Source organism: Floccifex sp., from assembly GCF_051873555.1.
Taxonomy (GTDB): Bacteria; Bacillota_I; Bacilli_A; order Erysipelotrichales; family Erysipelotrichaceae; genus Floccifex.
In genome coordinates this window covers 1-13,833 of sequence record NZ_JBJEEY010000048.1, presented here as the reverse complement: position 1 = coordinate 13,833, position 13,833 = coordinate 1, and the positions used below count along the sequence as shown (strand labels likewise).

The following is a 13,833-nucleotide window of genomic DNA, read 5'->3' as shown; positions in this document are numbered from 1 at the left end:
TTTTCTTTTCAAAATGATAGAATCAATACGATATGGAGAAAAAGAATATGAAAAAAATAGGTTTTGATAATCAAAAATACTTAGAAATGCAGTCTAAACGTATTAAAGAAAGAATTTCACAATTCGGTGATAAACTTTACCTAGAATTTGGTGGAAAATTATTTGATGACTACCATGCATCTCGTGTTTTACCTGGATTTGCCCCAGACTCCAAACTTCAAATGCTTCTTCAAATTAAAGAAGATGCTGAAATTGTATTTGCGATTAATGCGAGTCACATTAATTCAAATAAAATTCGACAAGATTTAAATATATCTTATCAAGAAGATGTAATTCGTCTGATTAATGAATTTACTCGCATTGGTTTATATGTCAGCAGTGTTGTTATTACACAATATGCACCATCCAAATTAATTACTCAATTTCAAAATAAATTAAAGAAAATCAACATACGTGTTTATCATCATTATACGATTGAAGGATATCCTACAGATTCAAAAAAAATCATTTCAAAAGAAGGATTTGGAAGAAACGATTTCATTGAGACTACTCGTCCCTTAGTTGTTGTAACTGCACCAGGACCTGGTTCTGGAAAAATGGCCACTTGTTTATCTCAACTTTATCATGAACACTTACGTGGAACACGAGCTGGTTATGCTAAATATGAAACATTTCCAATTTGGAATTTACCATTAGACCATCCAAGTAACTTAGCTTATGAAGCTGCTACTGCTGATTTAAATGATGTAAATATGATAGATCCTTATCATCTAAATGCCTATGGAAAAATTACAGTTAACTATAATCGCGATATTGAAATATTTCCTGTATTGAAAAATATTTTTGAAGAAATTTATGGATCTTGTCCATATGCTTCTCCTACTGATATGGGTGTAAATATGATTGGAAGTGCAATCGTGGATGATCATGTTATCCAAGAGGCTGGTAAACAAGAAATTATTCGTCGTTATTACGATAGTTTTAATCGTTATTGCAATGAAATTTGTGATATAAATGAATTAAATAAACAAAAATTGATTATGGGAAAGGCACATATTGATTTAGAAGATCGAAAGTGTGTAAAAAAAGCTCATGATGCTGAAAAACATTATAAAGTGTATTCAGGAGCCATTGATTGTTTAGACGGAACCATTGTGACTGGTAGAACCACAGATTTAATGGGAGCCTGTAGTTCTGTATTAATTAATACATTAAAATATTTAGCACATATTGATCAAGATGTTCATATTATTCAAACTGAATTAATTGAGCCCATTCAATCTCTAAAAACGGAATACCTTGGAAGTCAGAATCCACGGCTACATGCCAATGAAATATTAATTGCTCTTTGCATCAGTGCACAACAAAATGAAAACGCAAGAAAAGCGCTTTCTTGTTTAAATCAGTTGCAAGGACTACAGGCTCATATTACTTGTGACTTGTCAACTGTGGATTTAAATACATATTCTCAACTTGGTATTCAAGTCACATATGAGTCCAATCGTAAATAGGAGGTATATTATGGCAAAACCAATTCCTGCTTCGGGAGCCGGAGCTGCTCGTGTTATTTTAAAAAATAAAGAAGATTTTCATTTTGATTTACGAAAAAAAGAAGTAAATGGAAATAAAACAAGTTATTTATATGATGTTTTCTATGTCAATGCGACGGGAACACTAAATATGGCCGTAGAAAATGATCAAGTTGTCATTGCTGCTTTAAATTTAGGACTTGGAAAAGTAATTACACTAACCAATGACGAAAACCTGAAAAAACTTTGTCGCTACGTATTGGATCAAGCATGAGAGTTCGTTTATATGTCGTAGTAGATATAGAAGATGAATCTATTGTGAATGAAGTAAAAAAAGAAATTCAATCTATATGTGATAGTTTTTCTTTTTCACCATGTAGAGAGCAACCTTCTTTACGTAATTGTATGGAATTCTATGGAAGTGCAGACATTCATCAGGAAAACATTGAAAATATACTTTCTCAATTAAACAATGATTGGGAAGGAGAAATAGATGATTGTTGTGCTTATGGATTCAATACAAAAATGTTTCATCCTCATGTATATTATCTACAATTTCAAATATTATAAAAAAAGTGATGGGTTCCATCACTTTTTGATTTCAAGTATTCCTTTTGCCTGATATCCCTTTACAACAATTGTATATAATCCAGTTTCAGGAATAGAAATAGAAAACTTTTTTATATTTTTTCCATTACCAATATAAATTATTTGATGTTCATTTTTTATTTCGAGATATAAAAATCCTTTTTGGGTTTCAAAATGAATTTGTATCATGTCTTTTTCTTTTAATTCCATGGTAAAAAAGTCTTTTCCATTCAATTTTTCAATGTCAATTTTATAAAAGCCAGGACATGTTGTTTTCGAACCCATAAAAGTTTTCTGGTTATAACAAAACAATAAAGAAATAAATCCTATACACAATATGAGAACAAAGACAATACAAATGCGTTTCATCTTATTTTGTATGTACCTGCATGACATTGTATGTTGGTATAACTTTGATGGGTAATGCCCAATAATTGATCCATTTCATCAATGACTGAATAATATTTTCCACTGGTATGATGAACTAAAACATAACTTACTTTTTTTATTTTTCCTTTAGCTTGCTGGCAAAATGAACGAACAGGACTTGCCAAAGAAAATACCCATATGGCTGAACAAATAGTAACATGCTCATATTTTTCTAAATCAATGGAAATGGGTTTAATATTCATGGCCCAGCGATGCATACCAAATCGTCCACACCACCAGAAACCAAGTGTTCCTTGTGTTCTTTCTTGTGCTTTTATTTCGTAAATTTGAGCACCTGTTTGATTAGCTAAACGATATGCTTGTTTTCGAACATAGCCCATTCTAGAAAAATAAACCACTAATTGTCTAGGATTGCTTCCAATATTGGGATAGTCACTTTCCTGGAATGAAAAGGATTCTTGTTTATAGAAAATCCATGTCATATAACCTGTAATGGCTTGGCAAAGTCCAAAAATAAAATAAATGGTGGACATAAAATTCATAGGGAAAATAACAAATTGAATACAAATCCATAGCATTAATGTTATACCAAAAATACCACCTGAAACGATGCCGCTCTTCTTCTTTTGTAATAATAAAATAAAGGCAATCAAATTGGGGATTCCATTGATACATAGAAGAGCTATACCAGGAAATCTATAGTCTTGATATAAATATTCTGATAAAGGAAGAACTTGAAAATATGGAAGCATTGTATCCATTCCCATAGCTTTTCCGCTTGAATCACTTAACATGCCAAAAGAACCTGCAAGAGCACCAAATCCAATAAATAATGTCCAGAACATTAACCATTTTCTGGATAGTGTATATCTTGAATGTGTTTTCATATAATGATCATCTCTTTTCTGGTTTTATTATATTCATAGTCGTTATATTGCTATAGATTCATTTTATATTTGAATGTGTCTAAAATTAAGAAAAAGCGGCATAACGGCCGCTATCATTTATTTCGTAATTTTTGAAAAACGAGTGGAATAGAGTCAATGCATTCATCCGGTAAAACACTGGCTGCATCTATAGAAGGGACGCTTTGATTATGAATGTAACAAGCACATACAACAGCTTTTTCATAGTCTTCAGTTTGTCCACATAATCCAGTCACAATGCCACAAAGAATATCGCCACTTCCTCCTTTTGCCAGTGCACTATTGGGTTGATTTAACACATAAAGTGTTTCTTTATGTCCAATGATGGAACAACTAGATTTTAAAACCAAAATGCAGTTTGGATGTTGAAGACAAAAGTTTCGTACGATTTCAAATGGATTTTCTTTTATTTCAGAAATAGAGGCATCACATAAATAGGTCATTTCTTTAATATGAGGAAGTAAAATGGTAGTTTCTTTTCGATTTAACCATTCTGTGTGTCCTTTTAATGCCCAAAGCGCATCGGCATCTAAAATAACAGGTTTCAAACTTGAAAGAACTTGTTGAACTATTTGAATAGTACTTTTTTGTTGTCCCATGCCATTTCCTATGGCAAGAATAGAATATGGATTGAAATCTACTGTTAAATTTTCTTTGAATTTTCCATTTTCATCAGGCATGCGAAGATTCATCGCAAAACTCATTTTTTGAGCAACGATATCACCAATACAATCAGGAATCATACAAGTTAATGTACCAATTCCACTTCGATAACAGGCTTTGGCACTGTAGTACAAAGCCCCATGCATGGATTGGCTTCCTCCAATAAGCAAGGCTTTTTTAAAAGAACCTTTATGAGAATGATTTTGGCGAGTTGGCAAAAATTGTCTGGCTAGTGTTTCATTTACAATATAATTTGTATGAAATTCATGGGGAATGCCAATATCAACACTTATGAGCTGATTTGAATGCGAAATGCCATCGTTGATAAAATGTCCTTCTTTAAAACAATCTAAGGCAATGGTTAAATCCGCTTGAATGGCATAGCCTAATTTTTTTCCAGATGTGGCATGGATGCCACTTGGCAAGTCAATGGAAATGACAAAGGCATGGCTTTGATTAACTTCCTCGATTATTTCCTGATACTTTCCTTGAATGTTTCTAGACAATCCATTTCCAAATAAACAATCAATGATGATGTCATAAGAATCAAGAGACTGTATTTCATGATAGAAATGGATGGGATAGACACAACAAGATTGATATTGAATATATTCATCTTTTGACATATGATCTGCAGTCGGAATATATACATCACAAAAAATATTATCTTGTGCTAAATTACGCGCAATTGCGATTCCATCTCCTCCATTGTTTCCAGGACCACATAAAATACATATAGACTGATGAATGGAAATATGTTTTTTGATTTCCTGAATACTGGATATGGCTGCATGTTCCATCAAAATAAGAGAAGGAATATGAAATTCCTGAATGGATTTAGTATCCAGTTGACGAGCCATGTCTCCGGTTTGGAAATATTCTATACGTTTCATGATATTATTATAGCATTTCTTATAAAAAAATGTGATATAATGGCAAAATAGGAGAACATCTTATGAAAGAATCATCGAATATAAAAAAATCAATTATATTAAGTGGATTAGTTGGAACAGGTGGTTTGTTTATTGCCAAACTCATTGGTATTGTTTATGCGATTCCTTTTTCATCTATTCTGGGAAATGAATCCTACATGGGAATATATGGACAAGCTTATAATATATATTCATATTTATTAAATGTTTTTACGGCTGGTTTTCCGTTTGCGATTGCGACATTAGTGGCTCGATATAATGTATTAAAAGACGGAAAAACAATTTTAACTGTAAAACGAATGTCTTTGACCTTTTTATCTGTATTAGGCTTTATTGGCATGATGCTTCTCATATTGGTTTCTGGCAAAATTGCTCCTTTAATGGTAGAAGAAAACATTGATGTGATGGTCAATACCCTTCGTATTTTAGCATTGGCTATTTTTCTTGTCCCAATTTTATCTGCTTTTCGTGGCTATTATCAAGGACTTAAAGAAATGGGAGAATATGCTATTTCGCAAGCATTTGAACAAATTTTCCGTGTATCCTTTTTATTGATTGGATCATGTATTGTAGTGTATGCTCTTGGATTGGATCGAAAATATGCTCTTTATATTTCGGTTTTATCGACTTCAGTGGCAGCTATTGCTGGTATTGCACAAATTATTCGTTTTGATCAAAAGAAAAAAGAAGAAATTCAGTCTTTAGCTTTATCACAGACAACTGAACCAGTAAAACAAAAAGTATTATTTAAAGAATTTGTTTCAATTTCCATTCCGTATTTGATTTCTTCGATTTTGGGATATAGTCAGCAAATATATAATGCGATTTTATTACCAATGGGATTAAGACTACATGCTTATAGTACCAAAGCCATAACATCTATTATTTCGGCAACGACGTATGTAGGCGTAAAAATCACTGCCATTCCAATGATTTTAGCACCAGGTTTTACGGCAGCTATTATTCCACATATTACCGAGGCTTTAACGACTAAAGATTATAAATTAATACGAAGAAATATTATTGATTGCATTAATATTATTTTATTTATTGGTATTCCCATTTGTTTTTGTATATTCTTATATGCCAGAGCCATTAATTATACATTATTCTATAATGAAGACTTAGACATGGCTACCTATGTATTGGCTTGGCTGTCTTTAGAAGCTTTTTTAGGAACATTGGCACCCGTGGTGACTAATTTAATGATGGCTTTAGAACTTCGAAAATTTTATTTAAAGCGCTTAGTCATTTCAACGATTATAAAAGGAATATTAATTGTGCCTTTTATTTATATTTTTGGATTTGCGGGGTCTGTATTTAGTTCTGTAATCGGCGATGGATATCTGATTTTTTCGAATTTAAAAGAAATTAAAAACGTTTATAAAGTAAATTATTTTAAAAATCAGTGGGTTTGTATTCGCGTATTGATTTCTGTATTGGTCATGGGACTTGTTTCCTGGTTATTAAATGCTGTTGGCATTGGTGGCATTGATCATGGAAAAATTATTAGTTTTATTTTGATGGGAATCAATGGACTTGTTAGTGTATTAGTTTATTTATGTGTCAGTGAATTTTTACATGTCCCTCGAATTGTTTTTCATATGGATATTGTAAAATTTTTGAAACAAAAATTAAGAAGAGGATAGATACATGTTTGATATTGTCGTAATTGGAGCAGGTCATGCAGGAATTGAAGCCGCTATGGCTGGGGCTCGTATGAAAAAAAATACATGTTTAGTGACTTTAAATATTGATATGGCAGGTTCTATGCCTTGTAATCCAAGTATTGGAGGCCCTGCAAAAGGAATTGTTGTACGTGAAATTGATGCCCTTGGAGGTTTGATGCCTATTGTGGCAGATCAAAGTGCTCTGCAATTTAAAATGTTAAATACAACGAAAGGGCCAGGTGTATGGTCTTTGCGTGTGCAAAGTGATAAAGAAGTATATAAAAAGAAAATGAAAGACATTTTGCTGCACACTCAAAATTTAACAGTAATTGAAAAAGCGGTTCAATCTATTTTGATTGAAGATGGAAAAGCTAAAGGAGTTTTGTGTCAGGATGGAACTAGAATTGAATCCAAGACGGTTGTTTTAACTACGGGGACGTATATGTCCAGTACTGTTTTAAGAGGGCATACAGCTACTAGTTCAGGACCTGAAGATCAAATGACCGTTAATACGTTGTCACAGAGTTTAAGAGATGCAGGAATTCAAACATTTCGTTTAAAAACTGGGACACCGGCTCGTGTATTAACAGATTCTATTGATTTTTCAAAGACTGAAGTACAACCAGGAACCAATGCGTTTCTTCGTTTTTCACAGATGACAAAACAAGAAGATGTGCTTCCTTTTTTAGAACAGAAAGTATGTCATCTCATATATACACAACCTAAAACACATCAAATCATTCAAGATCATTTACAGGATTCGGCAATGTATTCAGGACTTGTTAAGGGAGTAGGACCTCGTTATTGCCCAAGTATAGAAGATAAACTGGTTCGTTTTGCGGATAAAGAAAGACATCAGTTGTTTTTAGAACCAGAGTCTCTTTCTTTAGATACAACATATATTCAGGGATTTTCAACATCCATGCCAGTGGATGTACAAGAAGAAATGGTGCATTCCTTGCCGGGACTGGAAAATTGTATCATTAAAAAATATGCCTATGCGATTGAATACGATGCCATTGATCCTTTACAAATGAAGCCATCGATGGAAAATAAAATTGTAGAGAATTTATTTACAGCTGGACAAGTCAATGGAACCAGTGGTTATGAAGAAGCAGCGGGACAAGGCTTGATGGCTGGAGCCAATGCGGCTTTAAAAATAGATGGAAAGCCTCCTTTTATATTGCGAAGAGATCAGGCATATATTGGTGTAATGATTGATGATTTAACGACTAAAGGAACGAATGAACCATATCGATTATTAACATCGCGTGCAGAATATCGTCTATTACTTCGTCATGACAATGCGTGGAAGCGTTTATTAGAAAAAGGATATGAAATTGGGTTAGTTGATGAATCGCGTTATCAATTGTTTGTGGCTCAGCAAAAAGAAATTGAAAAAGCCAGAGAAGAATTAAAAGAAGTTCGAATAAAGCCTTGTCAGCAAGTCAATGCCTATTTAAATTCATTGGGATTTGAAAACTTATCGCATGGCTGCAGTGCATTAGAATTGATCAAGCGTCCAAAAGTAACAATTGAGGGTTTGTCATTTTTATTGGATAAAGAATATGATAAAGAAGTTTGTCAGGCTATTGAAATTGAAACCAAATATGCAGGATATATTGAAAAAGCCAAAAGAGATGCCAATCATTTGCAGAAAATGGAGGAATTGGTTCTTCCTAAAAATCTGGATTATATGAATATGGATAATTTGTCTTTAGAAGCGCGTCAAAAGCTTACTAAGATTCAGCCTGTAACATTGGGACAGGCATCGCGTATTTCTGGAATTAATCCAAGTGATATTGCGATTTTGGCAATTCATATAAAATAGTGTATAATGATTCTGTAGGGGTACAAAAATATGAAAAAGGGGAAGAAAAAAAATAATCGCTTTAAAAAGCTAATTATGTATAGTATTTTATTATCAGCTTCTGTTTATATGTTCTGGTGTGGTTTTAAGGAATTGGAAACTACTGCACAGATTCGTTTGAGCATGGAAAATAATAAGAAGGAATCACAGGCTTTGGATGAGCGAAAAGAAGAATTAGAGGAAACTAAAAACAATTTGGAGAATCCAGATTATATTGAATATCTGGCTCGTGGAAAGTATCTGGTCACAAAAGATGGAGAACAGGTTTTTAAGTTTTCGGATGAATAAATTAGAAGGTATCTAGTATTCTAGATATCTTTTTTTATTTACTATGAATAAATCAAGTATCTTTTTAAGTCAGGATTCATAATTTTCCTGTCTTTTTTTATTTAAAAAAATAGTTCAAAAATGAATTAAAATAGATAAAAATAACATTAAAATAGTTGATTGTTACATTGTCATTCTTTTTTCACATTGTTTTGGCTTAATAGTATATGAGGATAAAAGGAGTGAGTAGAAAGAAAATTGAAAAGAAATGGATACATGTGTCCAGAAACACATGTGAAAAGGGAATTGTCATAAGGAAAATTCAAGAAAGGAGTAATCAATTCCCATAAAAAAATCCTTAGAAATTGTTTATGAAAAAATCAAAGAAATTATTAATTGAAGTCGATGGCTCTTTATTAAATGAAATTATGGCCAAGGACAATAAAGAAATGTTTGTTCAAGTTGATTCAGATTGTGTGTATTATCGAAAACCTATTGAAAAGTATCAATGGATTGTTAGTGAAGGAAAAGTGGCATATGCCAATGAGTTTTTAGCAATTAATCCAAATGGAAATTTTTTATCACAAGTTGAATATAATACAGTTGAAACAGCAGATTTAGAAATTCATCTAAATTCAAAGACTGTCTATAAAAATGGTGAAAAAATCAAATTATCGGATTCTTTGTATAAAATATTAATAACACTTGTAATGGCAAAAGATGGATGTTTATCAAGAAATACATTGATTGAGATTTTAGAAATTGATGATAATCGTAGTCGTATGATTGATGAAAATAATTTAAATCAGCATATGAGACGTTTAAGAAGAGCATTAAAAGAGAATAGTGAATATCCGTATTTTCGTTCTAAATATAAATACGGATATGAGTGGTTATTTCCGATTCGAAAAATGAAAAAATGAAAACGATATCAATTTTATAGAAAGCATACATTTTTTACGTAAAATGAAACTTTTAGTCAAAATCAGACCTATTTTGTTGAAGATTAATTTTTTGTTCTGTATAATTTTAGTCTGTGGAGGAAAAAATTATGGCAAATTGCTTTGAATCAAAAGAAGCTTTTAAGGAAGCTTTTAAAGCGAATGTATCCAATACATATGGTCGTGATTTTGAAGATACATATGAAGAAGAGCGTTTTTTAACTTTGGGTCACATGGTTCGCGACTATGCCAGTGAAAATTGGCGTGCTACTAAAAATGCAGTAAAAAAATCTCAATCAAAACAATTGTTTTATTTTTCAATGGAATTCTTAATGGGTCGTTTATTAACGAATAATTTAATGAATTTAGGAGTCTATGACGTTGTTAAAGATGGATTAAGCGATTTAGGAATAAACATTAATGACATGGAAGAATTTGAAAGTGATGCTGGATTAGGAAATGGTGGATTGGGTCGTTTAGCGGCTTGTTTCATGGATTCTCTGGCTTCATTGGATTTAGCGGGACACGGAAACTGTATTCGCTATCACTATGGTTTATTCAAGCAAAAGATTGTAAACAATGAACAAGTTGAGTTACCGGATTGCTGGATGAAAAGTGGAAATATCTGGGAAATCTGGAAACCTCAGCATTCTGTTCGCGTTCGTTTTGGAGGAACGATTGATGCGTATATGGATCAATATGGAAAATTTCATCAGACATATCGTCCAAGTTTAGTCATCAAAGCGGTTCCTTATGATGAACCAATTATTGGATATCATACAACAACAACAAATACACTTCGCTTATGGGATGCAGAAGTGGATGAAGAAACGGCTCAATCTGGTTCTTTATTCAGCTATTTAGATGATGTTACACAATTAACTGCAAATGTTTATCCAGATGATTCAACTCCAAAAGGAAAAGAATTACGTTTAAGACAAGAATATTTCTTTGTTTGTGCTGGAGTAGATTCTATCATTCGTAAACATTTAAGACACTATAAAACATTGGATAATTTAGGAAAGAAAGTTGCGATTCAATTAAATGATACACATCCAGTTTTGGTTATTCCTGAATTAATGCGTGTTTTAATGGATGATTATGATTATGAATGGGATGATGCATGGGCAATTGTAAAGGAAACAGTTGCATATACAAATCATACAGTAATGGCTGAGGCTCTTGAAAAATGGGATCAAAGTCTTGTTCGTTCTTTATTGCCTCGTATTTATATGATCATTGAAGAAATTGAAAAACGCTGGAAATTCTTTGTGGATCACAAAGGATTGTGTGGCATTTTCAATCAGGTTTCTATTTTAAAAGATGGACAAGTACATATGGCGCATTTAGCTATTGTGGGTAGTCATAGTGTCAATGGTGTGGCAGCACTTCATTCACAAATCCTGAAAGATGATGTTTTCAAATATTTTGAACAAATTTATCCAGGAATTATCAACAATAAAACAAATGGAATTACACATCGTCGCTGGTTATTGTATTCTAATCCACAATTAACGCAATTACTAGAAAATACAATTGGACCTGAATTCAAAAAAGATCCAAGTAAATTAGAAGACCTAATGAATTATGTGGATGATCGAAATGTACAAGAACAATTCTTTGCGGCTAAATTAGAAAGAAAGAAAATTTTAGCGGATTATGTAAAGAAAGAATTAGGAATTGAAGTCGATGTAAATTCAATTTTCGATTGCCAGGCAAAACGATTACATGCATATAAACGTCAGTTGCTGAATATCTTTGGAATTATGCATACGTATTTGCGTTTAAAACGAGATCCATCTTATCGTATTTATCCACATACGTATTTCTTCTCTGCCAAAGCAGCAGCTAGTTATTCATTAGCAAAAGAAATTATTAAGTTAATCAATATTGTTGCGAATAAAGTAAACAATGACCCTGAAACAAATAAATATTTGAAAGTTGTATTTATTCCGAATTATTCTGTTTCCGTTGCTGAAATTTTATTAAACGCTGCCGATGTCAGTGAACAAATTTCAACGGCTGGTAAAGAAGCAAGTGGTACAGGAAATATGAAGTACATGATGAATGGGGCTTTAACTTTAGGTACATTAGATGGTGCCAATGTTGAAATCGTTGAACGTGTTGGCTATGAAAATGCACAGATTTTTGGTTTCCGTGTAGAAGATATTAATCACATGAAACATGAAAACTCATACAATGTATGGCATTACTACAACAATAACGAAAATATTCGTCAAATTGTAGATTCATTGCGTAATGGAATCTGGTCATCCAATCCAGATGAATTCCGTCTCATTTACAATGACTTAATGTTACGTAACGATGAATTCTTTGTTTTAGGTGATTTTGATTCTTATATTCAGGCACAAAGTGAAATTGATCGTAAATACCGTGATCGTCAGGGATGGGCACGTATGATGTTAGTCAATATTGCGAAATCTGGATATTTCTCAAGTGATCGTACAATTCAACAATATGCCGATGAAATTTGGGATTTAAAACCAATTCCCTATGAAAAATAAGCGAGTCTAACTCGCTTTTTGTTTCTATTATTTGACTTTATAAAACACCTTTTATAAAATGGGAAAAGAGGTGTAGAAATGAAATTATCAGAATCAATCGGAGAATCATTGGAAGACTATTTAGAATCAATTTTGGTTTTAAGCCAGTGCATTGACCGTGTACGAAGCGTAGACGTTGCCAGTTATTTAGGCTTTTCCAAGCCCAGTGTTTCTCATGCAGTAAAACTTATGGTCAATCAAAATTTGATTCAATTAGATGACAATAAAATCATTACATTAACAGAAAAAGGAAAAGAAATTGCTCAGGAAACATACAATCGGCATTTGTTTTTTTCGGATATGTTAACTTCCATTGGCGTTCCTAAAGACATAGCACAGGAAGATGCTTGTCGCATTGAACATGTTATTTCAAAAGAATCATTTGAAGCCATTCAAAACTACTACAAAACCACAAAAAAATGATTTTTTTACTAAAAAATAGAAGCGATGAACATGGTGAATCGCTTTTTCTTTTTGTTGAAAGAACATAGGATTAGTGTTATTATTTTTATAGCTTAAGGCTTAAAGGAGGATATTATAATTATGCCTATTATTGTTGATGTATATGCTCGTGAAGTATTAGATTCACGTGGAAATCCAACTGTTGAAGTTGAAGTAACGACAGAATCTGGTGCTTTTGGTCGTGCAATGGTTCCAAGTGGAGCAAGTACAGGAGTTAGAGAAGCTCTTGAGTTACGTGATGGTGACAAATCTCGTTACTTAGGAAAAGGAACTTTAAAAGCTGTTGAAAACGTAAACAACATTATTGCTCCAGCAATTATTGGTATGGATACACGTGCTCAAAACTTAATTGATGCAAAAATGTTAGAATTAGGTGGAGGAGATGTATTCAAAAAACAATTAGGTGCCAACGCAACTTTAGGTGTTTCTATGGCCGTTGCATTAGCTGCTGCTGATTTCTATGGAATGCCTTTATACAACTATTTTGGTGGATTCAACGGAAAAACTTTACCAGTTCCTATGTGTAACGTAATTAACGGTGGATCTCATGCTGACTCTACAGTTGACTTCCAGGAATTCATGATTATGCCAGTTGGTGCAAAATCAGAAAGAGAAGCTGTTCGTATGGCTGCTGAAACTTTCCATGCATTAAAATCTGTATTAAAATCTAAAGGATACAATACAAACGTTGGTGATGAAGGTGGATTTGCTCCTTCATGTGTAAACGGAAACGAAGAACCATTAGAATTATTAGTTGAAGCTATGATCAAAGCTGGTTACAAACCTGGTGATGATATGAAAATTGCGATGGACGTTGCTTCAAGTGAATTCTATAACGAAGAAAAAGGTGTTTACGAATTAGTTAAATCTGGAGAAGGAACTAAGACTTCTGATGAAATGATCGATATGTATGAAGCTTGGTTAGAAAAATATCCAATCATCTCTATCGAAGACGGATTAGCTGAAGGTGACTGGGACGGATGGAAGAGAATGACAGACCGTTTAGGTAAAAAAGTTCAATTAGTTGGTGA

The 13,833-nt window shown here is 32.8% G+C and carries 13 protein-coding genes; 10 read left to right on the top strand and 3 right to left on the bottom strand.

The window, feature by feature from the left end; genetic code table 11:
• The first annotated feature begins 47 nt into the window (after nucleotides 1–47).
• The 3 genes from ACI32A_RS02770 to ACI32A_RS02760 are packed head-to-tail and all read left to right on the top strand — an operon-like array spanning nucleotide 48 to nucleotide 2,099.
• Nucleotides 48–1,511, top strand: a complete 1,464-nt coding sequence (locus ACI32A_RS02770; protein ID WP_439753498.1) for a DUF1846 domain-containing protein — start codon at nucleotides 48–50, stop codon at nucleotides 1,509–1,511.
• A 10-nt stretch (nucleotides 1,512–1,521) separates the two neighbouring features.
• Nucleotides 1,522–1,803, top strand: a complete 282-nt coding sequence (locus tag ACI32A_RS02765; RefSeq protein WP_439753497.1) for a hypothetical protein — start codon at nucleotides 1,522–1,524, stop codon at nucleotides 1,801–1,803.
• Nucleotides 1,800–2,099 (top strand): hypothetical protein, encoded by a 300-nt coding sequence (locus ACI32A_RS02760; protein WP_439753496.1) that lies wholly within the window; start codon nucleotides 1,800–1,802, stop codon nucleotides 2,097–2,099. Before ACI32A_RS02765 ends, ACI32A_RS02760 begins: the two co-directional genes overlap by 4 nt.
• A gap of 18 nt (nucleotides 2,100–2,117) precedes the next feature.
• Here the strand turns inward: ACI32A_RS02760 and ACI32A_RS02755 are convergent, their stop codons facing one another.
• From ACI32A_RS02755 to ACI32A_RS02745, 3 genes are all read right to left on the bottom strand, one after another.
• Complete coding sequence (locus tag ACI32A_RS02755; RefSeq protein ID WP_439753495.1) at nucleotides 2,118–2,486, bottom strand: hypothetical protein; 369 nt, start codon at nucleotides 2,484–2,486, stop codon at nucleotides 2,118–2,120.
• The gene (locus tag ACI32A_RS02750) at nucleotides 2,483–3,394 is read right to left on the bottom strand and encodes a flavodoxin family protein (RefSeq protein ID WP_439753494.1); all 912 of its coding nucleotides are present in this window, start codon (nucleotides 3,392–3,394) and stop codon (nucleotides 2,483–2,485) included. Before ACI32A_RS02750 ends, ACI32A_RS02755 begins: the two co-directional genes overlap by 4 nt.
• 113 nt (nucleotides 3,395–3,507) lie before the next feature.
• Nucleotides 3,508–4,989 (bottom strand): NAD(P)H-hydrate dehydratase, encoded by a 1,482-nt coding sequence (locus ACI32A_RS02745; RefSeq protein ID WP_439753493.1) that lies wholly within the window; start codon nucleotides 4,987–4,989, stop codon nucleotides 3,508–3,510.
• Nucleotides 4,990–5,051: 62 nt separating this feature from the next.
• Between ACI32A_RS02745 and ACI32A_RS02740 the strand changes: the two genes are divergently transcribed.
• The 7 genes from ACI32A_RS02740 to eno form a co-directional block, all read left to right on the top strand.
• Nucleotides 5,052–6,677: an oligosaccharide flippase family protein gene (locus ACI32A_RS02740; protein WP_439753492.1), complete on the top strand. Its 1,626-nt coding sequence runs from the start codon at nucleotides 5,052–5,054 to the stop codon at nucleotides 6,675–6,677.
• A 4-nt stretch (nucleotides 6,678–6,681) separates the two neighbouring features.
• Entirely contained in the window at nucleotides 6,682–8,529 is a 1,848-nt protein-coding gene (gene mnmG, locus ACI32A_RS02735) for a tRNA uridine-5-carboxymethylaminomethyl(34) synthesis enzyme MnmG (RefSeq protein ID WP_439753491.1), read from the top strand.
• A 75-nt stretch (nucleotides 8,530–8,604) separates the two neighbouring features.
• Entirely contained in the window at nucleotides 8,605–8,856 is a 252-nt protein-coding gene (locus tag ACI32A_RS02730; RefSeq protein WP_439753490.1) for an FtsB family cell division protein, read from the top strand.
• A 350-nt stretch (nucleotides 8,857–9,206) separates the two neighbouring features.
• A complete protein-coding gene (locus ACI32A_RS02725) occupies nucleotides 9,207–9,758 on the top strand; it encodes a winged helix-turn-helix domain-containing protein (protein WP_439753489.1) in 552 nt (183 codons plus the stop codon).
• Nucleotides 9,759–9,886: 128 nt separating this feature from the next.
• Nucleotides 9,887–12,301, top strand: a complete 2,415-nt coding sequence (locus ACI32A_RS02720; RefSeq protein WP_439753488.1) for a glycogen/starch/alpha-glucan phosphorylase — start codon at nucleotides 9,887–9,889, stop codon at nucleotides 12,299–12,301.
• A 78-nt stretch (nucleotides 12,302–12,379) separates the two neighbouring features.
• Entirely contained in the window at nucleotides 12,380–12,763 is a 384-nt protein-coding gene (locus ACI32A_RS02715) for a metal-dependent transcriptional regulator (protein ID WP_439753487.1), read from the top strand.
• 120 nt (nucleotides 12,764–12,883) lie between these two features.
• Nucleotides 12,884–13,833: phosphopyruvate hydratase (eno, locus tag ACI32A_RS02710; RefSeq protein WP_439753486.1), on the top strand; the 950-nt coding region annotated here is incomplete at its 3' end.